We start from the raw sequence: 25519 nt of genomic DNA, 5'->3' as shown, positions 1-25519 counted from the left end.
TCATCGGTGCTGCGGGCCCCGTCGGCCCGCTGCTTTCTGACAGGTGAAACGCTACGTTGCATTCGAAAGTCCGGCAATGACTTCGTTGCTCATGATCGACATAAGCGCAGGTCAAGTCCCTGAAATCGTTGCAGTGTTGATGAAGCGTAACGCAACAACGCCACCCCGTTCGTTGCAATGGATTGGGGGTGAACGCTATTGTGGGGACAGGACACCACAGAGCGCGAAGGAGACCGCGATGCCGGGAGGCAGGCTCACCCAGCCCGAACGCCAGCAGATCGCGCTGGGACTGGCCGACGGCCTCGCCTACGCGGAGATCGCCAGACGCCTCGAACGCCCGACCTCGACCATCACGCGCGAGGTCATGCGCAACGGCGGCCCCACCGCCTACCGCGCCGACCTCGCCCACCGCGCCACCGAACGCCGCGCCCACCGCCGCAGGCAGGCCGCACCCCGCGGGCCGGGGGCGCTCCCGCAGGAGCACGGACGCGACGCGGAGGCGGTGCGCGAGTACGAGGAGACGTTCACCACCGTCCTCATGGCCTCAGGCCTGCCCAAGATGATGGCCCGCGTGATGGCCTGCCTCTACATCACCGACAACGGCACCCTCACCGCTTCCGAACTCGCCCAGCGCCTCCAGGTCAGCCCGGCATCGATCTCCAAGGCGATCGCCTTCCTCGAAGGCCAGGGCCTTGTCCGCCGGGAACGCGACGAACGCCGCCGCGAGCGCTACATCGTCGACGACGACGTCTGGTACCAGTCGATGATGGCCAGCGCCCGTTCCACCGCCCAACTCGTCGACACCGCACGGCAGGGCGTCGGCATCCTCGGCCCCCACACCCCGGCCGGCGACCGCCTGGAGAACATCGCCCGCTTCCTCGACTTCGTCTCCGAAAGCATCGTCCGCGCCGCCGAACAGGCCCGCGACATCCTCTCCTCGCCACCCCGAACGCCCTCGGACGCCACCACCGAGCCGGCTTCGGACCGCGCATAGCCAGCCGCCTGCACCGTCAGTACGTCACGGTGATGCGCCGTGCCGGGCCGTCGACACGGACCAGGCCCCCGTAGGGGATCACCAGCTGGGGATCGGTGTGCCCGAGGTCGACGTCGAAGACCGCCATGGTCCGCGGGGCGTAGGCGGCCAGCGCCCGCAGCACCGCCTCACGCTGCTGGACGACGTAACGCTGCTTGGCCTCAGGGCCGTTGGGCTGATCGAAGGACCAGGCCTTGGCACGTCCCATCAGCACGGCCGGGAAGCGGGCCAGCAGGCCCCGCTCGCCCATGTTGCGCAGGATCCGGAAGACCTCCTCCGCGCGCGGCAGCTCCTCCGAGGTTTCCAGGAACAGCACGTCACCCTCGTACGCGGCGGTGTCATGCTCGATCTCGCGGTCGGCCATCAGCAGCCAGGAGAGAATCTCCAGGTTGCCGCCCCAGGCCCGGCCCTCGACGGTCCGCTCGGGCTGGTGCCAGATCCAGCCGCCGGCGGGCTGCGAGTCCGGTTCCGCCTCGAAGGTGGCCGGGTCCGCCCAGTCGCGGTCGGTGTCGCGGTAGCGCTCGGCGGGGCGCAGTTCGTAGGGGCCGGAGGTGAACAGGGCCGCGCGCAGGGAGTCGGCGCTCTGGGGGTGCAGGGTGTGCGGACGGCCGAACTCGGTCATCAGGCTGCCCCCGTGGTAACCGACGATGCCCAGGTTCCGCAGGAGTACCAGCAGATTGGTGTTGTCGCTGGTGCCGAAGAAGGGCTTGGGGTTGGCGCGGATCAGCTCACGGTCCAGCAGCGGAAGGACGGTGATCTGGTCGTCGCCGCCGATGGTGGCCACCACCGCCTTGATGTCCGGATCGGCGAACGCGGCATGGATGTCGTCGGCGCGCTGCTGGGGCGTGGAGCCCATCTTCCGGGTGGCCGGGTACTCCACGGGCTCCAGGCCGAACTCCTCACGCAGCCGCCTGAGTCCCAGCTCGTAGGGGAGCGGAAGGAGCCCTGGCAGGCCGGAGGCGGGCGAGATGACCGCGACGCGGTCACCGGGCACGGGCTTGGACGGATACACAGGTGGCGTCATGCGCCGAGAATAGGAATCCGGTTTCGCCTGCGCACCTGCGTTTCCCCTCCAAGCCGCCGAGCCCTCAGCTCGCTGCGATGTCCAGCTTCGGGAAGCCGACGGACGACTGAGGGTCCCCCCGCGTCCATCACATGTTTACCCTGCCGCCCAGGCCGCGACGGCCCCCCTGCAGTGCGACTCGCCCCCGGCCCCCGTACCCCGGCCGTGAACGGGCCATGACCTGGGGAGCCCTCAGCGGCACGGCAGGCCGCCGGCCCTGGCCTCGGCAGGTATGGTCACCGGCCGTGCGCGTGGCCGGCCGGCCGAGGCCCAGCCCTGGTGCTAGTTACGGCCCTGGGTGTCCTGGGCGACGATGAAGTACACGCCGCAGTCACCGCCGAACGCCCACGTGCCGCGGCCGACCCACTTGCCGTAGATGGTCTTGCCGTTGCTGCAGTCGGTGACGGCGCGGGCCTGACCGCTGCGGACGGTGCAGGTCGCCGTCCACTTGTTGACCTTCGTCTTCCAGTTGGTGCAGCTGTAGTTGCCGCCGGCGGCCGAGGCCGGGGCGGCGACGGCCATCCCTCCGGCGAGGAACGATGCGGTGGCTATGGCCACGGCGGCGCGGCGCAGCATGGTGTGCTTCAAGGTTCTGCCCCCTGAAATGCCCTGACGGGCGGACGTACAGTTGATCATGAACACCCGGAGAGCGTTCATGATCATTTTACGTCGCGTCCGAGCCCGCTGATCCGCCCCGGAGTACGTACCGGACCGGGCGCGGCAAGCACTCCCGCGGCTACGCCCTGTAGCCACAGGTGCCCGAGGGCGGCCGGTCTGGCGGTCGGTGCATGAGACGGCCGTGAGGGGAAACCCGCCCCCTGTGACACGCACACCGAAACCACAGCCCGGTGACCGCGAGCCCCTTGCCGCAGGCCGGGACGACAGCGCGGGCCCGGACGAGCAGGTCCAGGAGCGGGCCCCCGATCAGCTCTCGGAGCTGCCCAAGCGGTCATGGATGGCCGTGCTGCGCGGCACCCTGAAGGAGTTCAAGGACGACGAGCTGGCCGACCGGGCAGCGGGGCTGACCTACTACGGGGTCCTGGCTCTCTTCCCCGCCCTGCTGGTGCTGGTGTCCCTCCTGGGGGTCGCGGGCGAGTCGGCGACCCGGCAAGTGCTGGACAACCTCGAGAAGCTGACCCCGGGCCCGGCCCGCGACGTGGTGACAGGCGCGGTCCAGCAGCTCCAGAACAACGCCGGCATCGGCTCACTCCTGGCCGTCGTCGGCCTCGCCGTCGCGATCTGGTCCGCCTCCGGCTACGTCGCCGCGTTCATCCGTGCCTCCAACGCCGTCTACGACATGCCGGAGGGGCGTCCGGTGTGGAAGCTGCTGCCCCTGCGGCTGGGCCTGACGGTCACGCTGATGATCCTTGCCGTCGTCAGCGCCCTGATCGTGGTCTTCACCGGCGGCCTGGCCCGCCAGACCGGCGCCGCCCTCGGGATCGGTGACACGGCGATGACGGTGTGGTCGATCGCGAAGTGGCCGGTCCTGGTCCTGCTCGTCACACTCATGATCGCGATCCTGTACTGGGCCGCGCCGAACGCCAGGGGCCGCGGCTTCAAGTGGGTCACGCCCGGAAGCTTCCTGGCCCTGCTGATATGGATGATCGCCTCGGCCGGCTTCGCGGTCTACGTGGCGAACTTCGCCTCGTACAACAAGACGTACGGCACCCTCGCCGCAGTGATCATCTTCCTGGTGTGGCTGTGGATCACCAACCTGGCCATCCTCCTGGGCCTGGAGTTCGACGCCGAGCTGGTCCGCCAGCGCGCCATCGCCGGCGGCCACCCGGAGGACGAGGAGCCCTACGTCGAACCCCGGGACACCAGCAAGTGGACCGAGGAGGACCGCCGCCGCCTCGGTGGAGACGTCTGACGTCCCCGAATCTGTCCTGACCCATGTCTGCTTGGCCTGGGACTTCCCGCGGGTCCTTTCCTGTGTCGCGCATCACATCCGGCCCATGTCACGTCCAGGCCGCCTGCTCCCATCTGGGGGGTGTCAGCAGGCGAGCCGAGGAGGACGGAACGATGAGCGCACAGCAGAAGACCGGCACGGCGACCGGCACGGAGACCGCGCACCGCGTGGTGATCCTGGGGGCGGGATACGCGGGCATGGCCGCGGCCGTCCAGCTCGCGGCCCGGGTGAAGCGGCGCGGGGGCGTGCAGGTGACCGTGGTGAACGCGCAGGAGCGGTTCACCGAGCGCCTGCGGCTCCACATGACGGCCACCGGGCAGCGGACCGCCGAGCTGAGCATCCCGCAGCTGCTGGAAGGCACGGGCGCGCAGTTCGTGCGCGGCTGGGTGACGGCGGTGGACGCCGAGGCGAAGACCGTACGGATCGACGACGACCGGGTCCTGCCTTACGACACGCTGGTGTACGGGCTGGGCGGCGTCGCCGACACCTCGGCGGTGCCGGGGGCCGAGGACCACGCGTACACCCTGAGCAGCGCCCAGGACGCCGAGCTGCTGGCCGGCCGGCTGGAGCGGCTCGGCAGCGGAACGGTGGTGGTCGCCGGCAGCGGCCTGACCGGCATCGAGTCGGCCGCGGAGATCGCCGAGCGGCACCCGGAGTTGGACGTCGTGCTGCTGGGCAGGCAGGAGCCCGGGGCGGCCATGAACCCCAAGGCCAAGGCGTATCTGCACGCCGCGCTCGACCGGCTGGGCGTTCAGGTACGTACCGGCGCCGAGGTGGTGAAGGTGCTGCCCGGCACGGTGGAGCTGGCCGGCGGGGAGAGCATCGCCGCCGACGCGGTCCTGTGGACCAGCGGCACGCGGACCTCGCCCCTCGCGGCCGCCGCCGGGCTGACCGTCGATGACCGCGGACGCATCGTCACCGACGCCGCGCTGCGCTCGGTTTCGCACCCCGAGGTGTACGCGATCGGCGACGCGGCCGCCATCCGCCAGGAGTACGGCGTCATGCACGGCACCTGCCAGGGAGGCATGCCCACCGGAGTGCACGCCGCCCTGTCGATCGACCGGGCACTGCGCGGCAAGCAGCCCAAGCCGTTCCGTTTCGGCTACTACCACACACCGGTGAGCCTGGGACGCGGTGACGCAGTGGTGCAGTTCACGCGGCCCGATGACACCCCGCGCCGAATCTGCCTGACGGGCCGCACGGCCGTCCGGTACAAGGAGACGGTGACCTCCTCGCCCTGGCCGACGTACGGCCGTATGAAGAAGATGCCCGCCTCGGGCGCGTTCTGGCCCCGCGGGGGCCGCTTCACCCGGCTGAGGGGCACCAAGTGACCGGCCTGCCCGCCGACCCCGACCAGCAGGTCTTCCACGAGCACCGCAGGCTGCTGTTCTCCGTGGCCTACCGCTTCCTCGGCAGCGCGGCCGACGCCGAGGACACGGTCCAGGACGCCTGGATCAAGTGGTCCGCCGCGGACCGCTCACAGGTGGCCGACCCCAAGGCGTACCTGACGCGCATCGTCTCCAACCTGGCGCTGGAACGGCTGCGCTCGACCCGGCACAAGCGGGAGACGTACGTGGGGCCGTGGCTGCCGGAGCCCATTCTCACCGGCGGGGACGCCTCCGAGATCGTCACGGACGCCGAGTCGGTGTCGATGGCCATGCTGGTGGTGATGGAGACCCTCAGCCCGCTGGAGCGTGCGGTGTTCGTGCTGAAGGAGGTCTTCGACTTCAGCCACGCCGAGATCGCCGAGGCGGTGGAACGCTCCGAAGCCGCGGTGCGGCAGGCCGCGCACCGGGCCCGCGAGCACGTGCGGGCCCGGCGGCCGCGCTTCGCCGCCGACCGGACCCGGCAGCGCGAGGCCACCGAACGGTTCTTCGCCGCCGCGACCGGCGGAGACGTCAATGCCCTGATGGAACTGCTCTCCCCGGACGTCACCTTGTGGACCGACGGCGGCGGCAAGGTCCGCCAGGCCCTGCGCCCGGTGGTCGGCGCGGCCACGGTGGCCGCCTGGTTCGCGGCCATCGGCACCGTCACCTACCAGGGCATCGAACCCGCCGACATGAAGGCCGAACTCCTCGAGATCAACGGCGGGCCGGGCATGGTGTTCAGCGGGCCGGGACGCGTGATCGCCACCGTCACCTTCGACTTCGACGCCGACGGCCGTATCACCGCCATCCACAACGTCGCCAACCCCGACAAACTCCAGGCCGTCGCCGACGGCACCGCGTACGACATCGGGACGCGGTGAGCGCCGTCACCGCGCGCGTTCAAGGACGTTTCTCCGGCCGGAGGTGAATCCTTTCCGGGCTGCCCCGCCTCTTGTCCGTGTACCGGCCGAACGGGCCGGCGGAACCGGGAGGAAACACCAATGTGGGTCACCAGCCTCGTCGTCGTCGCAGCCCTGCTCGTGGGCGCGTGCAGCTGGCACCTGATGCGGCGCTACAAGAGCCGACGCTGACCAGCGCTGCCCCGCGCGGGCACCTTCCGGAAACGAGGAGCAGATGAACCCACGCTTCCCCTGGCCGGACGAGCGGCTGATCAAGGCCGCTCAGGACGGCGACGTCACCTCACTCACCACCGTCGTCATGGAATCGCAGCCTCATGTGCGCAAGTTCGCCCTGTCGCTGTGCGCCTCACCGCAGGACGCGGAGGACGCGGCACAGGAGGCGCTGATCATCCTCTACCGGAAGATCGGCACCTTGCGGGCCACCGGCGCGCTCGCCTCATGGATGTTCCGGATCGTGCGCAACGAATGCCTCCGGCAGGTACGGCTCCTCGTCTCCCGCAGCGACGAGGCGCAGGCCGAACCGGAGGCGTCCGCGGAACCGTCCGCCGAGGACGCGGTGCTGCACCGGCTGGAGGCGGAGCGGATCGCGGCCGCGGTCAGCGCCCTTCCCCGTGACCAGCGGCAGGTCCTGATCATGCGGGACGTACAGGGCCTGCCCGGCAAGACCGTCGCCCATTCGCTCGGTCTGAGCACCGCCGCGATGAAATCACGGCTGCACAGAGCACGCGCGGCACTGCGCGACTCACTGGCAGCGCCCGACCACGTACCCGATCAAGTCATCGACCAGCCAGCCGGAGGGGGCTCACGCCCGTGAACACCGCGAACACCGCGAGCACCGCGAGCACCGCGAGCACCGTGAACACCGCGCAGGGCGTGAAGGGGCGGGCCGCCGCACCCTCCGCGGCGCCCGGGACGAACTTCGCCAGCAGCTCCGTCCCGCGCCACCTGGCGCGCGGCGCCATCGGCTTCGGGCTGATCATCGGCTCGATCGCCCTGGTACCCGTCGCCGGCCCGGCCACCCTGCTGGCGGCCCCGTTGGCCCTGATCGCCTTCCGTGGCTGCCCCACCTGCTGGATGGTCGGCCTGGCGCAGACCATCTCCCGCGGCCGTCTGGAGCGCCAGTGTGTGGACGGCGTCTGCACCCTCACCAAGGCGCACCCGGCGGCGAAGACCGTAGGCGAGCCGACAGCCGACATCAACGCCCCGGCCGCTTCCCGGTGACCAGGCCACGGCCTGTCCCGCGCATGGCGCCACCGAACCGTGGTCCGGTCCGCATGCTTCCTGAGTGCGGATCTACGGTGACGTCATGACTCACGGCATCACACGCTTACACCACGTCGGCCACGTCGTCAGTGACCTGGCCAAGGCCATGGCGCTCTACCGGCGGTTGGGCTTTTACGTGCCGCCGCCCACCGTGCCGGCGCTGGCACCCCGCGAGGGCGCCGCGCCGGAGCCTTTCGGGGCCGCGAACACCCATGCCGACCTCTCCCGCGGCTTCGTCGAGTTGGTGACACCGGTGAAGCCCGGGAACACGGCGGGCCTGCCACCCGACGCGCGGATCGTCCCGCTCCAGGCACCACCGGAGAAGCTTCCCCTGCTCCTGTCGCGGATCGAGGCGACCAGCGCCCAACTCGGGGGATGGTGCGATCGCTTCGAAGGGCTGCACATCCTGATGTTCTCCTCGCCGGACATCGACGGCGCGGCAGACCGGCTCACCGCTGCCGGTGTCGGCCACGACGGGGTGAACACCGTCGGCCGGCCGGTCGAGACCCCCAACGGCGTACGCACGGAACCCGTCCGCTACCTGGAGATCGACGGAGCGCCGGAAGGCCGGGTCGGCGTCGTCGCCGACCTGGACCCGGAATTCCAGCACACCCGACACCTCGACCACCCCAACGGCGCCCAGGACCTCGTCGAGGCGGTGCTGTGCGTACCCGACGGACAACTTCCCCCGGTCCGCGAGCGGTACGAGCGGTATCTGGGCCGGCCGCTCTCCGCCGAGGGCCCAATCACCCTCCTGACCCCTGCCGACCTCCCTGCTCTGCTGCCAGGTGAGGATCCGCCCGCGCTCCCGGCGCTGATCGCCTGCACCGTCACCGTCCCCGACATCGCCCGCGTACGCGCGCTGCTTGCGGACAACGGATTGCCCGTACGCGAGACGGCCCGAGGGGAGCCTTTCGTTCCGGCCGAAGCGGCCCTCGGCGCGGCTCTGATCTTCCGGGAGGCCTGACAGGGGTGAGGGCCGTCGGCGGTTTCCCGGCCGATGCGTACCGCCTCGGTCACCACGCGAGGGCAGGGCACCGCGCGGCCGCCACGGGGGTGCGGCCGCGCGGTGCCTTCCCGCCCTCATGCTGTCCCGACGGGGTTCCAAGGCGTCAGTTCATCAGCAGGAGCCGCGTGTTCGGCACCAGCTTGCGGTTCACGCTGGTGCTCTGGACGAAGATCGTGAAGTCGTCGTTGTGGTCCGGCTTGACGCGGACTTCCGCGTCCGGCAGGCCGAGCAGGGCTCGGGCCTCCGGCCCGGCGTACACCCGGTCCGTCTTCTTCTCCAGCACCGCGATCTGCTTCCGCGCCTGGACCTTCTCCGACTTGCTCAGCTGATAGAACGCACCACCGGTACGGTATTCGTGCCCGCATTCAATGACCCAGTCCCGGATCGCCGCGTCACGAGAAACCGCTATCAGCTGGTACTCCGACGGATTCACCGGCGTGAGACCGGCCGCCTTGATGGTGTCCTTGTTGACCGCCTCCGCACCCGTGGAGAACACCGCCCGCGACCCCCGGATGCCCTTCGTGCGGCCCACCATGAATTTCTCGGTGGCCTCCTGGATGACCTGCCCGGCCTCCTCCAGACCTTGCGTGCTCGTGGCGTCCCAGATGGCGATGTTGTCCTTCGGGAAGCCGTACTGCATGGCCTCGCGCTTGCCCATCTGGTCCGGCACAAGGACGGCCAGCGTCCAGTTGTCCTCCTGCGTCTCGATCATCTTGGCCACAGCCTCAACCAGTTGACGCTGGTCCCGGGCAGGGGCATCCGGGCAGCGGTGACTTGCGTTCTCCTGGCCGTCGGTCAGTACGAACGTCAGGAAGCTGTGGTCGCCGTACAGCTGAGCCGTCTGCGCCAGCTCCCGCTGCGACTTGAGCGTGGCCGCCAGCAGCGCCGTCATTCCCCCGACCCGGTACAGCTGCTTCAGGGACGGCATCCGCAGCACGTCCTTGTCGTAAATGACGCACTCCACCTTGTCCGCGAAGACGTACACCGTGACGCGGGTTTCCTGGTCCAATTCCTTGGACCGGCGGGCCAGATAGGCAATCTGCTGGTCGGCGACTTCGACGACCTTGCGGCTCAGGTTCGACATGGACGAACTGGCATCCAGCACAAGAGCAACGTGGTTGATGTAGTTCTGGATTCCGGACATGACGGCTCCCCCTTTTTCTTCCGACTTGATGCTTCGATCCTCTCACCCACCACTGACAATCGATCTTGGATCGCTGACCGACGCGGACGGCCGAAGGGCCCGGGCGGGCGCGGGCCGGGTTCGTGGGTCAGTGCGTCCGGTCGTGGGCGGCGCGGGTTTCGGCGGCGGACTTCAAGTCGCGCAGCCATGCTTCGAGGCCCTCCCGCAGGAGCGTGGTCGCGGTGGGGACGTCCGCCTCGACCTGGGCTCCGGTGTGGGTTTCCTCCGTACTCACGCGGACACCGCCCTTGACCTTGGTGAAGTTCCACACGTGGACGCCGTCGATGTGCAGCCCTTCGCCGATCGCCGGGCCGGTCCAGCGGATGCACGCGTGGTGCTTGAGCTGCCGGACGGTCGAGGTGATCTCCAGGCTGGTGGCGGGAGTTGAGGGGTTGGGGGTACCGGCATCGTCCACCGGAATGCCGAACCCTTGCGGAAGCGGCCGTGGTCGAGGCGTTCCGCACTCTCGACCGGGCTCTGCCAGGACGGCCGGCGCTCCACGTCGGTCTGCAGCCTCCAGATGGTGTGCAGCGGGGCGTTGATCGTGATCTCGGTCCGGTGGCGGACGAGGGCGTCGGGGTCGACGCCCTTACCCCGGCAGGTGACGGAGCTGGCGGTGTGGGGGCCGGCGGCCCCGGCGGGTGCGGCAGCACTGCCGAGGAGGCCAAGGACGATCGGGCCGGTGACGAGGGCGGCGCGGACGCCGGTGCTGGGGACGGTGGCGGACATGGCGACCACAGGCGCGAACACCCCACGGGAGCGCTACCGCACCCAGGTAAGGGCGGAGATCACGCAACGCGCCTGGGAACAGATCGCCACCGCGGGCGCCTCCGCGCTCTCCCTCAACGCCATCGCCAAGCAGATGGGCATGAGCGGACCGGCGCTCTACCGCTACTTCGCCAGCCGCGACGACCTGATCACCGAACTCGTCCGGGAGGCGTACCGAAGCCTCGCCGACACCCTCCGCGCGGCCTCCGACACCGGCGCCGACCTGGCCGGGCTGGCCCACGCCCTGCGCGGCTGGGCCCTGGCGGACCCTCAGCGCTACTTCCTCGCCTACGGCACCCCCGTCCCCGGATACCACGCGCCCCCGGACACCACCGCCATCTCCTCCGAGATCATGACGACCCTGCTCGACGCGTGCACGGCCCTCACCCCGGACAGCGCCGCGACACCCTTCGCCACCTATCTGAAGGACCACCGGGACTGGGCGGCCGGCCACCCCGCCCCGCCGGAGGCCCTCCACCGGTTCCTGACCTTCTGGACCCGCCTGCACGGCGTCCTGTCACTGGAACTCGCCGGCCACTTCACGGGCATGGACCTCGACCCCGCCCTGCTCTTCGCGGCCGAACTCGACGACCTCCTGACGCCCCGAGCCTGAGGCCACCCGCCTCCCGGCACACTCCAACCCCCGCCGCGTCAACCGAAGAACGCACTCGGCACCAGAGGTCAGTCGTTACGGGGTGCTGCCGCGCCCGTCCCGGGGACCGAAAGCAGCGAGGGCGTCCGCATCCGTCGCGCGGGCTCGCAGGAAGTAGTCCGCCCACTCCGAGATCTCTGGGTAGGAGGAGTCCTGGGTCACTTGGCTGATGGCGGCCTCGATGTCGACGTTCGTGGTTCGCAGTTCGATCCCGGGGCCAAGGAGCGCCCAGTGGGCTCCGGTCCGCCCGTAGGGCATGCCGACGCTGCCGGGGTTGAGGACGAGCCGGCCGTGGACGAGGCGGACGAAGGGCATGTGGGTGTGTCCGAGGACGACGGTACGGATGTCGGCGTCGAGGTCTCCGAACACGTCCTGCCAGCGCTCGAGGCTTGAGTCGACGAGGACCACTTCCTCATCGTCCCGAGGGGTGGCATGGCAGAACAGGACCTTCCCCCATTCCCCCAGGGGCAGGGTGAGTGACCGTGGCAGGCGGGCGAGCAGGTCGAGGTGATCTTCGCGTAGCTGCTCGGCGGCCCAGGGCCCGATGGGGTCGGGGATGGTGTCGCGCCGGCCGCGGCGGTATTCGAGGAGTTCGCGGTCGGCGTTCCCGCTGATCCAGAGGACGCGGTCGCCGAGCCCGGCCAGCAAGTCCAGGACCTGGGCCGGTTGCGGGCCGGCGGTGATGTCACCGGTGAGCACGATACGGTCCGCGGCGCGCACGTCTGGCTCGTCGAGCACCGCTTCCAGGGCGGGCAGGACTCCGTGGATGTCGGAGAGGACGGCTACCTGACTCAGCATGGTCACCACTGTGGAATGACGTCTGGCTGAACATCGGGCCGTTCGCTGCACGCGTAGCTGCATAGCTGCCTAGCTGCGGCGCGGGGGCGGACCGCCGACGTTCCGGGTTCGCTGCTGCACGGCTGCGAGGACTTGGTGGCACGGAGCGAAGCAACCCAGTCGCTGGGCGGGCACGAGACAGATCGGCATCTCAGGAGCTCGTCGACGATTCCGGGAGCGGCGGCCGGTCTCTATGGTCGCTTCGTCGGGATGGGCCGAAGCCCGGGCCAGCGAGCGAGCATGCGTTGGTGCATCGCGGTGCAGAGGCTGCTCATGCCGCCGAGCGAGGTGTGGTCGGCCGCCATCTGGCTGACGACACCGAGCCGGTGGACGAGTCGTTGCCGGGCTGTCGCGGTGCCCCACGTCCAGTCCCGGTGCGGGATCCGGGCCAGGTGATCGGTGCTTTCACGGCGTGCCCGCTCCACCAGCGCATCGCCGCGCAGCAGCCAGCCGGCGCACGCGTCGGTGAGGTCACCGTGGGGTCCGGAGCCGGTCACCGTGCGCCACTCCTCGCGGTACGCGCTCTCCGCCCGTTCCAGCAGCGGCTCCGAGGCCGAAGTGACACACCAGCAGGTCGGAAAACCGATGCGCAGATAGGCGAGTTCCATCAAGCCGCTGCCCAGTGACGCCTGCTCGAAGTCGATGAATCTCACCCCTGCCGCGGTGTGCAGATCATTACCGGGACAGGGATCACCGTGGAGAAGGGCATGCCCGGATGCCTGGTCGAGCCGGGTCACGAGGTCATTGAGTTCGCCGGACACGCCAGGGGTGACAGGAACCTCCAGAGCCGCGGCCAGCCGCAGGAAAGAGCCGACATCGGCCCGGTTCGGGCCCTGCCACCGGGGAAGTACCCCGACGTCCTGCGGCCGGGCGGTGGCATGCAGCCGAGCCAACGCGCCTGCGTAGTCGACGATCCAGTCGCCGGCCGGGCGCCGGTGATCCAGATGCTCCAGCACCAGGACCCGCTCGCCGGGATCGGTCGCCAGCACCGCGGGCACCACGGGAGTGTCCGCTCGGGCGGCGAGCCGCAGGGCGGCAACCTCACGGGCGTATCGCTCTTCGGCATCAGGACCGCCGACGATCTGCTTCACCACCGCCGTCGCCTCCGGCAACTCGACGCGCCACACGCGCGAGCGAGGACTGCTGCCCAGTCTGCGAGAGCGTCTGGGTGATCCCAGCTCGGCCCGTAACGCGTCCCCGAACGGCAGTCGCCACCCCATGGGCTCAGCCTTCCACGCGATCGAACGCCCCTGCTGCCACTGCGCACACCTGGCCGTCCTGCTTCACGCCGCCGCAACAGCGAGAACAGAACTCCCTCAGCCAGAAGTGGCCTTCAGGGAGAGGACTTCCGTCAGGGCCGAGATGCTGTGGTCGCCGTGGCCGGCTTCGGCCGCTCGCTTGAGCAGGTCGTGGAAGGGGTGTTGCCACTGCGTGTCGAGGTTCGCTTCCTTGCCGAGTTCCTCGTCATGGGGGGCTCCGGCCAGAAACATGTTCACCGATGACGCGGGCTTGCTGTAGTCGCCGCGGTCGATCTCCTCGGCGAAGACCGGCAGGATCGAGTTGATCATCTCGAACCACTTGATGCTGAAAGGAACCATCGAGGCGGCCGTGAGGCCACGGGCCCGCAGAGCGGCCGCGCCCTGGAAGAAGCCGACGAGCGCGGGCAGCAGGGTGCCGCCCACCGCCATCTCGTACAGGGCGGCGAGGTCCGCATCAGCGTCGAGATAGACCGTCTCGCCACCCAGCACCCGCAGCGTCGAGACGAACTCGTCGAAGACGCTGCGATCGCCGCTGTAGTACAGCAGGGTGTCCTCGGCGCCCACGGCGGACGGCACGTTCTTGACGGCCCCATCGAGGTGGCGTGCGCCGTGCCCGAGCGCCCATGCGGCCATCTGACGAGCCCCGGCCGGTGAACCGCTGTTGAGGGTCACAAGAGCACGCCCCGTGAGTACGGCAGCAGCCGGCTCCAAGGCCTCCATGGTGCTCTCGTACGTGGTCAGGCAGGCGATGACCAGCCCACTCGCCGCGACCGCCTCGTCGATCGTAGGCGCGTACACAGCACCCTTGGCAACGAGCGGCATGGCCTTCGACGAGGTCCGGTTCCAGACGGTGGTCGGGTGTCCCGCGTCGATGAATGCCCGGGCCAGGGCGCTGCCCATGGAGCCCAGCCCGACGACGGTCACGGGCGTGCGCTGGTGCCTGTTCATACGTTGCTCCTGCCTGACAGCGATGTATGTACCTGGAGCCCGAAAGGGGGCCAATAAGCGGGCTTTCGCGCGGAGTTGTTGCGATCTCGGTGCGATGCCTGCTCCATCCTGCGAGGACACCAACGCTTCGGCAAGTACCTACAATTTTGTCAGGTACCCACATTTTTGTTAGGGGAGTGCTGGTGAAGAGCCGGAGCTACACCTGCGGGCTGGACGCTGCCATCGACGTCATGGGAGGGAAATGGAAGGGACTGATCCTGTTCTGGCTCGACGAAGGGCCGCTGCGCTTTGGCGAGTTGCGCCGGACCGTGGACGGCATCAGCGAGCGGATGCTGACCCTGCAACTGCGGGAACTGGAGGCCAGCGGCCTGGTGCACCGCGAAGTCCATCAACAGGTTCCACCGAAGGTGGAGTACTCACTGACCGAGTTCGGCCACTCGCTCGTCGCCGCACTCACCCCACTCGGCCAGTGGGGCGAGGAACACATGGAACGCCTCGAGACCCTCCCGTGAGCCGGCCACACCGGACCCACCGGAGGGCAGCTCCACGCGAATCGCCCTGTGGGCTCACGACGGCCACATCACCACGGGTCAGCCCTTGAGCCCGCGGCAGCGAGCGTCTGCGTGAGCGCCCCCCCGACGCCGACTCGCCGTCCCGCACACCGGGTGAACTCGCCCCACGACGAGCATTGCCTTCCCTGGTAGACGGGCTCGGCAGCCGCGCGGTCGGTCTTGGGATCTTCGGACGGTGCCAGGCCGCGTGGTGCCCTGGGGGAGGGGCGCCCTCCGTCTACCTGGGTCTCAGTGATCAGCACCCGTGGGGGGTTCTCCGTCATGCTCTGCTCCAGATGTGCCACACAGGTGGCCGCCGGCAACTCGAGTGAGCGCCCGGCCCGATGGGCGGGGTCCCGCGGGACGTATCCGGGAGGTCGTCGAGGCCATCCCGCCACACCACGCGTCATCAACCCCAGGAGGGCCGCGGCGAGGAACCCCCTATGTCTCGCCACCGCCCCCAGGGGTGTGGTTCATCTCGCGCCGCCGAAGGGCCAGGCCTCTATGTCGCGGTAGTGAATCGGCCCGGGCCCGCGGCCGTAGTTGCTGCCGACCAGGTGCAGACGCTCGGCCTGCCATGTGCGGCCGGCGAACGCGGAGAGCCCCGCAGCGGCCTCCACCACGCTGGACGTATCGTCACGGCGGGACCGGGCGAGTGTCAGGTGAGGGTTCAGCGGCCGGTCCGCGAAGGTGACACCGTGTTCCTTCACCAGCGCCCGTACCTCCCCAGCGAGCAGCCGCAGCCCTTCGAGATCTCCGCCGATCCCGCTCCACAGCACACGCTCGTCGAAGTGCCCGCTGCCGTGCAAGGCCAGTTGCAGGGGCTGACGCCTCGCCGCGAGTTCCGCGAGCGGCGGCATCAGCCGCGAAACAGCCGGCTGCGGCAGCTCACCGAGGAACGCCAGCGTGATGTGCCAGTCCTCGATGCGGTTCCACCGCATGCGCGGGTAGGCGTCATAGGCGGGCCGCAGCGCCTGCGCCAGCTCCTCCTTGGCGTCGTCGGGCGGAGCAAGGGCTATGAAGACGCGGACGGTCGCGGCCTGGATCTGTTCGTTCACGAAAGACTTCGTACACCACCGCCGCCGGCTACTGCTGTGCGCGGTGCGCTGCCGCCCAACGGCGGGGGAGCGGCAGCCCCCGGCCGCCCCCGGCCGCATCCCCAACCACCGGTCCGGGGCTGTCGCGACGGATGCCCCGCGCGCCGGCCCGGCCCTCGGCGGCCCGCGCCCGTGCGCCGACCCACACGTACGACATGATCTCGGTCTTGTCCCGGGCTCAGCAGCCCGCCTACGCTCGGACCGTTTTGGTGCGAAGCGATGTGCTTGCTCCCGGCACAGTGAGGCGGCTTCCATGCCTGGATGGATGGACTTGGCATATACCACGGCCGGCGGTGTCGTCGGTGCCGCGGTGACCAACTACCTCTCCATGAACCAGGAACGCCGGCAGCTGCGAGCGGCGGTCATGCAACAGCTCCTGCGCGTCGCAGCGGTGCGCGAGGGGGTATGCGACATCGTGCCGAGCCGGAGGGAGAGTCCGTCGCGGCACTTGGCCGGGCCACGACTGCTTGCCACGGCGCGTTTTGGCGTCGCGGCGGTCCTGGAGGACGGCCGTGACGCCGAGCACGCCCAGCGGGAAGCGATCTCCGATCTTGTGGTGGCTGCGCTCTCGGCGGGCATACCCCGCAGGGTCTTGGACTTCGCCGGAGGCAGCGAGGAACGTGCCTTGCAATGCGAGGTCATCAGAGTGATCGATCTCCGCCTGGGCGGTGTCCTGGGTGAGTCGCTCGACGAACTCATGACGCGGTGTGAGGAATACCGGCAGGCGGCAGCCCAACACCTGCTCCGGGCGCTGTGGCACCCATGGCAGACGCGGTTGCGGATGCGCGTGCGCCTTCGCGGGTTGCGTAAGGACGTCGCCGCACTCCATCGCAGACAAGAAGCGGCGATGTCCGTCCTGGCTCAGCCGCAGCACATCGATGCCCTCGCCGAGCGACTCGGCCGCCTTTCCGGTCAAGACCCACAACGCGTCAACGACCTGGGGCCCGCGGCCTAGACAGTGCCGCATGGCATCGACATCGACCGGATCCTTCCGCAACGTCATGGAAACCGGACGCGCCCCCGCCGGCTCGTCGACCAGCCCGATGTACTGAGCTGCACGTGTCCGGGGGACTTGAGACTCCGTTCCCGGGCCGGCGTTCTGATCCCCGCTGCCTTCCTGACCGCCAACCGGGGCAGCGCCCGGACGCGCCTGGTACGCGCTGGACACCCGCCGCCTCCCCCCCCAGCAGATCGTGGCCGCCGGAACGGCTCCACACCCTCACGATGACCACGCAGGTGTGCGAGGAGCTGGGACTGGCGGCCGCGCCGCGCGAGGTCACGCCGGGCCTGCACCGCGCCTCTCCCGGGCAACCGTGGCCCTACGCTGACGCCCATGTCGATCACAACCTCCATACCCGTCCTGCGGGGACGCGGCAGCACCGTCCTGAGCTCGGAGCAGGACGGACTGGCCCTGGAACGCCCCGACGAGAAGTTGACGATCCCCCTCAGAGCCATCGCCCGTGTCCACGCCGAGGCCCGGAGCGTCACCGTCGAGCTGCGGGCCCTTGCCGGGGGGACGCCGTCCGTCCACCGGATCGAGGATGTGAGCGCGGCCGCGGCTGTCGCCTTCGCCGACGCCGTGAACGCCCTGCTGCCGCGACCGGTCGAGGACGTCGACGGCGACGCCCTCGTCGACCTGCGAACCCTCACCAAGACCTGGCTCCAGACCTACCGGCGCAGACTCAGACGGGTCATGCTCGGTTATCTGGGCGGGACCCTCGCCCTGGCAGTGACCACCGCAATCGCGGGGCACGAGCGCACCGCCATAGCCGGCGCGGTGTTCATCGTGACGTTCGGCGTCATGGCTGCCTGGCCCTTGTGGCTCGGCGCGATGTGTCTGGGGTCGTGGTTCCACGAGACTCGCCTGCGCAGGCACGGTGTGACCGTTGCCGCGGTGCAGGCGGACGCCCCGAGGACGTACCAGTACACGGACAGCAGCGGCACCACCCGTGTCGTCTCCTACCCGAGCATTGCCCCGTCCGTCCAAGTCGCCTACGACACGCGGGACCTGTCGAACGTGGTCGTACTCCAGGATTCGTCCCCGCGGCTCTTTGAAATTGTCCTGGGGCCCTGCTTCTTCCTCCTCGGGCTCGGTGGGACCGCGGGCGTGATCTGGCTGGCCGTCATGACGATCCTCGGCAAACAACTGCCCTAGCCGCCCCGGCACGCCCAACGGCTTTCAGAACTCGCCAACCATTGAGGCATCCGCGACAGACCGGTGCTCTCCACGCCGACTACAAACGCTCTCCGCTCTCGCCTACGTAGCCACGCGTAGGACATCCGCCCGGAGAAAAAGACCCCGCGCCCTCCGGAATACCCGCGCGCGTGGTGTCGCGCGTCCGCCACCCTGCGCGCGTCGGACAGCAGCTGGCGACGGAGAGTCACAGCCGGACACCGCCGGAAGGGGGCGAAGACGCCCCCGGCATGTAGTTGAACCGTTGAGCGAGGCGCCTGTGAGCTGGTCGGTGCCGGGGTGGCGCGGCTTTGACATGGCTGGCCATCCACGCTCCGGTGCCTCAGCTCGGTGTCGTTCGCAAGCCGCTCGACGCGGGGCTCTTGCCCTGCCAGACGCCTCGGGGGAGCGCTTCCGTGCCTGCTCAGAGGGGGTTAGCGAGACAGGAGCGCGGTGTCGATCCACCCTGGAAGAGTTACGCCCGATCGGGTGCTCAATGCCGGTCATTGTCCGAGGGCAGGAGAGGACCATGAGCGAGAGCGATCAGATGGGGGCGAAGGACACAGCCACCGAGCCGGAGATCGTCAGGGACGTGGCGAAGCGCGGAACCTGCTGCATCTGCGGCGAGACCATCGCAGGCACCTCCGCGGCGTACGCGATGTGCGCGCAGTGCAAAAGCGAGTACAGGTAAGAACTCCACGACCGACGCCCTACACGGTCCGCCGCCTCTTGGCCAGGCCGGGTGAGGACAGAGTCAAGGTGCCCCGCCCGGGGCACCTTGACTCGCATACCTCAGCATCAGCCGACGGCCGGCTTCTGGGTCATGGCCGCGCCCCGACTCACCGGGACCAGCGCGCGTGCCGTACCGCCGTCATGGCGGTGACGTGTGCGGGCGCCCGGGCTGCCGTGGCGATCATGGGCGCGGGGTCGTGTCGCATGGCCTTTACGGGGCGGTGAAGACCAGCACGGCGTTGTGTCCGCCGAAGCCGAACGAGTGGCTGACGGCCGCGCGCACCCGCTGGTGACGGATCTGGTGGGTGACGCAGTCGCCCGGGGAGGCGGACTCACGAGGCCGCCCTCGCGTTCACCAGTTCACGAGGTGGGCGACGGTGTCCCGCGAGGTGATCTGCACCTCTTCCAGATCGATGGCCAGGCGCTCCTCGATGATCAGACGGAATTCCTCCAGAGCGAGGGAGCCCAGCCGCAAACTGGTGCAGTGCGGTGTCCGCACACCCGGACACGGGCCTCATGTCCTTAAATCACACCCAGGGAGGATGGCGGCGCCCCGCTGGTGGACCAACCCCCGGCCAGGGCCTGACACTTCGCCCCCACCTCCCCGAACTCCACGCGCCCCCGCGGAGGGCAGCCTGGTCACCGCACCCCAAACCTCGACGGACCGGGGCGCCATCACCCGTACCCCAAGCGCCAGTTGCCGAGCGAAGTTCGCGACGCCGAAGAAGAGGAGGGACAAGTGCTCCCGGCCGCGCGCGGCCCTGGCACGCGCCGGCGGCCTCCAGCTCCTTCAGGATGTCGGCGACGTCCTCGGTGTCTTTGGTGAGAATCACCTCGGTGAAGTCGGCGCCCATGGCGGCCACGTCGTTCGCGATGGTCACCGCGCTGTGCACCTACGGTCGCCTGGCCGCCGCGCCGCCTGCCGGCACGAGCTGCCGCGCTGGACCCTCGTCGAGCCCGCTACGGGTGAGCGGCCGGGACGTTGCCCGAAAATCCGGACGTCCTCCCGAAAAAGCGTGCGGGGGCGGGGCAACCCTGCCCCCGCCTCACGAGTCACACAGGCGTCTGACGTTTCACGTGATCCGCCTCGGTCCGGAAGGGGCCCCTTTCTCCGTGATGACTCGTACCCGGCTGAGCACGCTGGCCGCGACGGCCGCCCTCGCCGCCGCCGGCGGCCTGATCACCGCCGCCCCGGCCTCCGCGGCCGTGACCTGTACCTCTCCGGTCTGGACGGCGCAGTACTTCGCCAACCCCTCGTTCAGCGGCACCCCGAAGCTGACCGCCTGCGACTCGGCCATCGCCGAGAACATGGGCTCCGGCGACCCGGCCGGCGTCACGCTGCCGAGCGACAACTTCTCGATCCGCTGGTCCCTCACCCGGGATTTCGGCTCCGGCGGCCCGTTCCGGCTCTCCGCGGCCACCCAGGACGGCATGCGCGTCTACGTCGACGGCGTACGCAAGATCGACCTGTGGAAGAACGTCTCCACGACCGCCCGCAAGACCCTCGACCTGAACATCCCGGCCGGCCGCCACACGATCCGCGTGGACTACGTCGCCTGGACCGGCTACGCCTATGCCGGGTTCACGTACGCCCCGCGCACCGAGGCGAGCGTCGACACGGTCAAGCCGCTGCAGCCCACCGGCCTCACCGCCGCGTACGACCGCGACACCGCCACGACCACCCTGCGCTGGACGGCCAACAAGGAGATGGACCTCGCCGGGTACCGCGTGTACCGCCGGCTGAGCACCACCCAGTGGGCGAACGTCAGCGGCAGCTCGCTGCTGACCTCCCCGTCCTTCGTCGACGCGCCGCCCGCGACCGGCCAGACCTTCCTGTACGAGGTCCGCGCCGTCGACAAGGCCGGCCGCGAGTCCGACGGCAGCCTCGAGGTGACCGCCGCGACCGTCGACCGCACGGGTCCGGCGGCCCCGACGGGGATCACCGTCCAGGGCGACTCGTACATCACCACCCTGCGCTGGCAGGACGTCGCCGACGCCGCCCGTTACGAGGTCCACGCGGCCGACACGGCCACCGGGCCGTTCACGCTGCTGGGCAGCACCAGCGGGGCGATGTACGAGGACCGCGGCGCTCCGGTGAACAGGAACCGGTACTACCAGGTCCGCGCGTTCGACGAGGCGGGCAACGCGGGCGAGTTCTCCGCCACGGCGATCGGCGACGGCATCGACCGGACCCCTCCCGAGGCCCCGACCCACATCACCGCGGACACCCGTGGGGACGGCACGAGCATCTACTGGAACATGCCGGGCGAGTTCTTCCAGGACCACGACAACGGCGGGCATTTCCGTGTCTACCGCTCGCCGGGCGCCACGCTCGACCGGACCCAGCTCACGCGCGTGACCTGCACGTACTACTACGTTCAGGGCTCCGACCCGATGGAAGGCGTGTGCACGGACACCGGCATGGGCCAGGGCGCGTACTACACGTACGCGGTCACCGCGGTCGACGCGGCCGGCAACGAGTCCGAGCTGTCCGGCCCGGTCACGGTCCGCACCGCTGACAGTGTCGCGCCGGGCCCGGTCACCGGCGTGAAGGCCACCCCGCGCAAGGACGGCGTGCTGGTGAGCTGGGCCGCCTCGACCGAGGACGACATCGCGGGCTACGGGGTGTGGACCGGCGTCCGACAGGACGACGGCACGGTCAGGTGGATCTCCTCCGACTGCCGGGAGGGCACGGCCGACCCGCTCGCGGTCCTCTGCGGCGACCTGCCGGACGGCGAGTCGTACGTGTACGCGGTCGTCGCGAAGGACCGCTGGGGCAACGCGCTGCGCCCGAGCGATCCGAAGGTCACCCTCGTCGAGGCCACCGAACTCGACGTCCGCCCGTCCGTGCCGGCCGTGCGGGACTGGGAGTTCGGCACCGTGGCTCATGACACGCTGACCAGCTCCTCGCCCTCGTTCAACTGGAAGTGCGACAACACCACGCTGTGCGGAACGGTCGCGGGTTACCGGATCAACCGGTGGAACCCGGCGACCGAGGCGTACGAGCCCCTGCCCGGCGGCCAGCTGCCCGCGCAGACGCGCAGCTTCATCGACACCACCGCGACCAGGGGCGACACGTACTTCTACACGCTGGAGGCCCTGCGGGCCGACGGCAGCGTCGCGGGCGTCTACCCGTGGTACACCGTCGTCCAGGACCGCGTCTGAGGGACCTGGGACACCCCAAGGTCCGAACGCAGTACCCAAGCGGCCGCCTCCTGCCGGAGGCGGCCGTTTCCACACCGGGGAACCGGTGGCCGGCGGACCAGCCGAAAGCTCCTGGCAGGGGGCGGCGGCATCCGGCCACGGTGCGAAACCGTCGCCCACCCTCCGTTTCAACCCTTGTCCGGTCTATCGAAACTCGATAGATTCCCATCGTAAGTCGATGGAAGGCTGGGTTATGGGAAAACTGGCAGTGGGTGCGCTGCGCGCCGTGCTGGTAGTGGTGTTCGCCGGCACCTTGTTCGTTCAGGCCTTGATGGTGTGGGCGTTGGCCACCGACCCGGAGGACGGGTCGCTCCCGCTGACCCCGCTGCGCGTGATCACGATCCTGGGCATGGTGTCCGCCCAGGTTGCCCTGGTCTGCGTGTGGCAGTTGGTGGCGATGGTGCGACGCGGAACCGTGTTCTCCCACGCCGCCTTCCGGTACGTGGACGGCGTGATCGGCGCGATCGTGGCGGCTGCCCTCGTGTGGTTCGCGGTCACGGCCCTCAACGCGCCGGGCCAGCGGGAGGACCCGGGCGTCACCGTCATCATGGGCGGAGTCGGCGTGGCCATCCTGGGCGTCGCGCTCATCGTGCTCCTGCTGCGGATGCTGCTCGCCCAGGCCGTCGCGCGCGATGTCGAAGCGACGCAGATGCAGGCCGAGTTGGACGAGGTGATCTGATGCCGATCGCCGTCGACATCGATGCCGTGGACGATCGCGTATTTCCCCAGGGGTAGGTTCACGTAATTCCCCTGGGCCTGGAAGTGCAGGGTGTGCACGTAGATCCGAAGCCCACGTCCTGCGGACTGCGGTCGACCGTCGCGATCGAAAGATCACTCGCTTCAGGCAGGGGCACAGCACGGGTAGGGACTTGGCCTCGTCTGCAGTGATGCATACGGAAGACTCCAGAGTCAGCGGCGTGAGTGCGAGATCGTTGCGGCACTATGAGGATGAGGGCTTGATCGTCCCTGGCCGTTGCAGCAATGGGTTCCGCGACTATTGCCGGTCGACCATCGACCGGATGCTGGCCATCCGCTCTCTGCCGGAGTCCGGCTTGCCCGTGCGGTTGATCGGGGAAGTCCTGCCCCGACTCACTGACGGCTCTGACGCCGGCCCGGACGAGGTGAGCGCGGAGTTCCGCACCAGGCGCAGAGCTACCGCGATCGGCTGGCCGCACACATCGCCGTTCTCAGTGGTCAGCAGGCGGCACTCGACACCTACCTGCGAGAAGCCCGCCGCACCTGTGACGTCACTCGACCCTGACGTTAGTGTCACGCCTTTACGTTCGGCGCATGGAGATCAACGACGAGCAGCACACCGCTGGGCAGACGGTACGGGCACTGGTCCAGCAGTCGCGCCGAGGGCCAAAGGATCTGACCCTGACGACAGTTCACCCACTCCCCGCCCCAGGGCCCGGCGAGTATCTGATCCGCGTGGGCGCCGCCGGGGTCAACTTCGCGGATGTGATGCAGACCTACGGAACGTACGGGGGAGGCCGCAGGCACCCTACGCCGCGGGCTTCGAAGCCGCCCGCGAGATCGCGGGTGCGAGCCCCGAGGTCGAGGACCCGCTCCCGCTCGGCACCCACGTCGTGGGAGTCGGCCCGGGCGCCTTCGCGCAATACATGACCATGCCGGCCGCGGGTGTACTTCCTGCGCCTTCCGGCTGGAGCGACGCCGAAGCTCTCGGCCTGGTGCTGAACAGGGCGACCGCCCTGGCGGCGCTGAAGCCGCTGGGCGGGATCCAGTCGGTTGACGTCGTGCTCGTTCACGCCGCGGCCGGAGGCGCGGGGCAGGACGCTGTCCGTCTCGCCCGCCACTACGGTGCACGCGTGATCGCCACGGCGTCCCCGGCCAAACACGACACCGTCAGAGCCCTCGGCGCCGACGAGGTCCTGGACAGCCGGCGCCCTGATCTCGCCGAGGAGATCACCCGTCTGACGGGCGGGGTGGACCTGGTCCTGGAATCGGTGGGGCGAGCCACGTTCGAGGCCAGCCTGTCGGTCACCAAACCCTTCACCGGACGCGTCGTCGTGCTCGGCGCCGCTTCCAGCGACGCCGGCTTGACCACGCACGACCTGGTATTCGTCCACCAGGTACAGGTCAAGGGCCTCCACATCGGCGCGCTGGCCGCCGCAGCCCCTTCCGTCTACCGATCGTTGCTCGCCGAGACCGAAGCACTCATCGCCCAGAGCGCGTACCCACCCGGCACTCCAGAGATCCATCCCCTGGCCGAAGGGTCGGCAGTGCTGCGACAACTCGAGGCGGGCCGGACCCACGGCAAGCACGCCCTCGATCCGTGGCGCTGAAACCCGCCCGTGGCTCACCGCCCCGCCACCGGCCAGCAGAAGCCCGAACGTCCAGGCCTCCCGGCCTCGATGGACGCGTTCAACGCGCCTGCCCGTCCGACGCACGGGTATGTACTGCGAGCCGACCCCAGCACGTCACGGGGCAAAGCCCCCCGTCGCTCGCCAGCTTCCTGGCGCCGGGTGACATCCGGCACTGAGCACACTGCCGTGCCGCGCCGCACAGAAGGCCCCGCCCTCAATGCATCTGCGGCCCGAACCGGCGCCTGTATGCCGAAGGAGTGATGCCCGTCTCGCGGCGCATCAGCGTGCGCAAATTGGCAGCGGTGCCAAGCCCGCTGCGCCGCGCGACCATCTCCATGCGGGACTCACCTCGCTCGATCAACCGGCATGCCAAGGCAAGGCGTTCCCCCGTGAGCCACGTCAGCGGCGTCGTTCCCAGTTGAGCCCGGAAACGCCGATGCAGCGTCGCCGCACTGACCGCCGCGCGCGCCGCAAGGTCAGAGACCGTCAGGGGGGAGTCCAACCGTTCCTGGGCCCAGGCCAAGACAGGTGCCAAGGACTCGTCAGGCACATCGGGTATCGGCCGCTCCACGAACTGCCGCTGGCCTCCGTCACGGTGCGCCGCGAAGACCAGACGCCGGCTCACAGCGTTGGCGACCTCCGCACCGTAGTCGCGGCGGACCACATGCAGCCCGAGATCGAGCGCGGCCGCGCTCCCCGCAGCGGTGAGAATGTCACCGTCGTCCACGAACAGCACGTCCGATTCAAGGTGGACAGAAGGGAAGCGGGCCCGGAAGGAATCTGCCCACTGCCAGTGCGCGGTAGCCCGGCGCCCGTCAAGGACCCCGGCTTCGGCCAGCGTGAAGGCGCCGCTGCAGAAGCCCACCAGGCGCGCGCCGCGTGCGTGCGCCCGCCGGACGGCGTCGAGTACGGCGGGGCGGCGGGGCACCTCGACATCGGGGCGGTTGGGGACGATCAAGATGTCCGCCGTGTCGGCCGCTTCCAGACCGGCGACTCCCGTGAGCGTGAAGAATCCGTCCCGCATCAGAGTGCAGGGCTCAGGGGAACAGAGCGTGAAGTCGTAGAGATCCCGGCCGATCTCCGGCCTTCGCAGACCGAAGACCTCGGTCGCGCAGCCGAGCTCGAAAGGGTTCGAGTTCTCGTCGACGATCACGACGACCCGGGGTACGCCCATCGAGCCCGGTGCGTGCGAGGATTCTTTCGCCATGCGCAATTCCTAGCACT

General features: G+C 69.6%; 24 protein-coding genes and 2 pseudogenes. 16 read left to right on the top strand and 10 right to left on the bottom strand.

Annotated features, from left to right (window positions below):
* Positions 1-238 precede the first annotated feature (238 nt).
* Positions 239-994 (top strand): GbsR/MarR family transcriptional regulator, encoded by a 756-nt coding sequence (locus tag ACZ7LT_RS33965; RefSeq protein WP_471239947.1) that lies wholly within the window; start codon positions 239-241, stop codon positions 992-994.
* 16 nt (positions 995-1010) lie between these two features.
* Here ACZ7LT_RS33965 and ACZ7LT_RS33960 read toward each other — a convergent pair whose 3' ends face one another.
* Entirely contained in the window at positions 1011-2057 is a 1047-nt protein-coding gene (locus tag ACZ7LT_RS33960; RefSeq protein WP_471239946.1) for a S66 family peptidase, read from the bottom strand.
* Between the two features lie 321 nt (positions 2058-2378).
* Positions 2379-2684 carry a hypothetical protein gene (locus ACZ7LT_RS33955; RefSeq protein ID WP_471239945.1) on the bottom strand — a complete coding sequence of 102 codons (306 nt, stop codon included), beginning with the start codon at positions 2682-2684 and terminating at the stop codon, positions 2379-2381.
* A 232-nt stretch (positions 2685-2916) separates the two neighbouring features.
* On the opposite strand from ACZ7LT_RS33955, the gene ACZ7LT_RS33950 reads away from it, so the two are divergent.
* From ACZ7LT_RS33950 to ACZ7LT_RS33925, 6 genes are all read left to right on the top strand, one after another.
* Complete coding sequence (locus ACZ7LT_RS33950; protein ID WP_471239944.1) at positions 2917-3966, top strand: YihY/virulence factor BrkB family protein; 1050 nt, start codon at positions 2917-2919, stop codon at positions 3964-3966.
* Between the two features lie 152 nt (positions 3967-4118).
* Entirely contained in the window at positions 4119-5336 is a 1218-nt protein-coding gene (locus ACZ7LT_RS33945; protein ID WP_471239943.1) for an NAD(P)/FAD-dependent oxidoreductase, read from the top strand.
* Positions 5333-6253, top strand: coding sequence for an RNA polymerase sigma-70 factor (locus tag ACZ7LT_RS33940; RefSeq protein WP_471239942.1), 921 nt, complete (start codon positions 5333-5335; stop codon positions 6251-6253). Before ACZ7LT_RS33945 ends, ACZ7LT_RS33940 begins: the two co-directional genes overlap by 4 nt.
* A gap of 253 nt (positions 6254-6506) precedes the next feature.
* Positions 6507-7106, top strand: coding sequence for an RNA polymerase sigma factor (locus ACZ7LT_RS33935; protein WP_471239941.1), 600 nt, complete (start codon positions 6507-6509; stop codon positions 7104-7106).
* Between the two features lie 59 nt (positions 7107-7165).
* Entirely contained in the window at positions 7166-7513 is a 348-nt protein-coding gene (locus tag ACZ7LT_RS33930) for a hypothetical protein (RefSeq protein WP_471239952.1), read from the top strand.
* Between the two features lie 85 nt (positions 7514-7598).
* Positions 7599-8522, top strand: coding sequence for a VOC family protein (locus ACZ7LT_RS33925; RefSeq protein ID WP_471239940.1), 924 nt, complete (start codon positions 7599-7601; stop codon positions 8520-8522).
* 145 nt (positions 8523-8667) lie between these two features.
* On the opposite strand, the gene ACZ7LT_RS33920 is transcribed toward ACZ7LT_RS33925, so the two are convergent.
* Together ACZ7LT_RS33920 and ACZ7LT_RS33915 are read right to left on the bottom strand one after the other, a co-directional pair.
* Positions 8668-9708: a vWA domain-containing protein gene (locus ACZ7LT_RS33920; RefSeq protein ID WP_471239939.1), complete on the bottom strand. Its 1041-nt coding sequence runs from the start codon at positions 9706-9708 to the stop codon at positions 8668-8670.
* A gap of 127 nt (positions 9709-9835) precedes the next feature.
* Positions 9836-10476: pseudogene (locus ACZ7LT_RS33915) on the bottom strand (SRPBCC family protein).
* Between ACZ7LT_RS33915 and ACZ7LT_RS33910 the strand changes: the two are divergent.
* Positions 10475-11128 carry a TetR/AcrR family transcriptional regulator gene (locus tag ACZ7LT_RS33910; RefSeq protein WP_471239938.1) on the top strand — a complete coding sequence of 218 codons (654 nt, stop codon included), beginning with the start codon at positions 10475-10477 and terminating at the stop codon, positions 11126-11128. The pseudogene ACZ7LT_RS33915 and the gene ACZ7LT_RS33910 overlap by 2 nt on opposite strands.
* Before the next feature lie 75 nt (positions 11129-11203).
* On the opposite strand, the gene ACZ7LT_RS33905 is transcribed toward ACZ7LT_RS33910, so the two are convergent.
* The 3 genes from ACZ7LT_RS33905 to ACZ7LT_RS33895 all read right to left on the bottom strand — a co-directional run bounded on the left by ACZ7LT_RS33905 (position 11204) and on the right by ACZ7LT_RS33895 (position 14211).
* Positions 11204-11965 (bottom strand): metallophosphoesterase family protein, encoded by a 762-nt coding sequence (locus tag ACZ7LT_RS33905; protein WP_471239937.1) that lies wholly within the window; start codon positions 11963-11965, stop codon positions 11204-11206.
* 230 nt (positions 11966-12195) lie between these two features.
* Entirely contained in the window at positions 12196-13224 is a 1029-nt protein-coding gene (locus ACZ7LT_RS33900) for an aminoglycoside phosphotransferase family protein (RefSeq protein WP_471239936.1), read from the bottom strand.
* Between the two features lie 96 nt (positions 13225-13320).
* Positions 13321-14211 carry an NAD(P)-dependent oxidoreductase gene (locus ACZ7LT_RS33895; RefSeq protein ID WP_471239935.1) on the bottom strand — a complete coding sequence of 297 codons (891 nt, stop codon included), beginning with the start codon at positions 14209-14211 and terminating at the stop codon, positions 13321-13323.
* A 182-nt stretch (positions 14212-14393) separates the two neighbouring features.
* On the opposite strand from ACZ7LT_RS33895, the gene ACZ7LT_RS33890 reads away from it, so the two are divergent.
* The gene (locus ACZ7LT_RS33890) at positions 14394-14723 is read left to right on the top strand and encodes a winged helix-turn-helix transcriptional regulator (protein WP_471239951.1); all 330 of its coding nucleotides are present in this window, start codon (positions 14394-14396) and stop codon (positions 14721-14723) included.
* 512 nt (positions 14724-15235) lie between these two features.
* Here ACZ7LT_RS33890 and thpR read toward each other — a convergent pair.
* Positions 15236-15820, bottom strand: coding sequence for an RNA 2',3'-cyclic phosphodiesterase (gene thpR, locus ACZ7LT_RS33885; RefSeq protein WP_471239934.1), 585 nt, complete (start codon positions 15818-15820; stop codon positions 15236-15238).
* Positions 15821-16124: 304 nt separating this feature from the next.
* On the opposite strand from thpR, the gene ACZ7LT_RS33880 reads away from it, so the two are divergent.
* The 3 genes from ACZ7LT_RS33880 (at position 16125) to ACZ7LT_RS33870 (ending at position 18723) form a co-directional block, all read left to right on the top strand.
* On the top strand, positions 16125-16814 hold the full coding sequence (locus tag ACZ7LT_RS33880; RefSeq protein ID WP_471239933.1) for a hypothetical protein: 690 nt from the start codon (positions 16125-16127) through the stop codon (positions 16812-16814).
* Between the two features lie 378 nt (positions 16815-17192).
* On the top strand, positions 17193-18014 hold the full coding sequence (locus ACZ7LT_RS33875) for a hypothetical protein (protein WP_471239932.1): 822 nt from the start codon (positions 17193-17195) through the stop codon (positions 18012-18014).
* Positions 18015-18561: 547 nt separating this feature from the next.
* Complete coding sequence (locus tag ACZ7LT_RS33870) at positions 18562-18723, top strand: hypothetical protein (RefSeq protein WP_471239931.1); 162 nt, start codon at positions 18562-18564, stop codon at positions 18721-18723.
* 393 nt (positions 18724-19116) lie between these two features.
* On the opposite strand, the gene ACZ7LT_RS33865 is transcribed toward ACZ7LT_RS33870, so the two are convergent.
* Positions 19117-19263 (bottom strand): hypothetical protein, encoded by a 147-nt coding sequence (locus tag ACZ7LT_RS33865; protein ID WP_471239930.1) that lies wholly within the window; start codon positions 19261-19263, stop codon positions 19117-19119.
* Between the two features lie 617 nt (positions 19264-19880).
* Between ACZ7LT_RS33865 and ACZ7LT_RS33860 the strand changes: the two genes are divergently transcribed.
* From ACZ7LT_RS33860 to ACZ7LT_RS33845, 4 genes and pseudogenes are all read left to right on the top strand, one after another.
* The gene (locus ACZ7LT_RS33860) at positions 19881-21929 is read left to right on the top strand and encodes a fibronectin type III domain-containing protein (protein ID WP_471239950.1); all 2049 of its coding nucleotides are present in this window, start codon (positions 19881-19883) and stop codon (positions 21927-21929) included.
* 232 nt (positions 21930-22161) lie between these two features.
* A complete protein-coding gene (locus tag ACZ7LT_RS33855; RefSeq protein WP_471239949.1) occupies positions 22162-22647 on the top strand; it encodes a DUF2975 domain-containing protein in 486 nt (161 codons plus the stop codon).
* A gap of 208 nt (positions 22648-22855) precedes the next feature.
* A pseudogene (locus ACZ7LT_RS33850) lies at positions 22856-22996 on the top strand (MerR family DNA-binding transcriptional regulator); the annotation flags it as partial.
* Between the two features lie 594 nt (positions 22997-23590).
* On the top strand, positions 23591-24274 hold the full coding sequence (locus ACZ7LT_RS33845; protein ID WP_471239948.1) for a zinc-binding dehydrogenase: 684 nt from the start codon (positions 23591-23593) through the stop codon (positions 24272-24274).
* A 235-nt stretch (positions 24275-24509) separates the two neighbouring features.
* On the opposite strand, the gene ACZ7LT_RS33840 is transcribed toward ACZ7LT_RS33845, so the two are convergent.
* Complete coding sequence (locus tag ACZ7LT_RS33840; protein ID WP_471239929.1) at positions 24510-25502, bottom strand: GlxA family transcriptional regulator; 993 nt, start codon at positions 25500-25502, stop codon at positions 24510-24512.
* Positions 25503-25519 lie beyond the last annotated feature (17 nt).

This window comes from Streptomyces sp. NPDC039465 (assembly GCF_055639315.1).
This window is presented reverse-complemented; position numbering and strand designations above follow the sequence as displayed.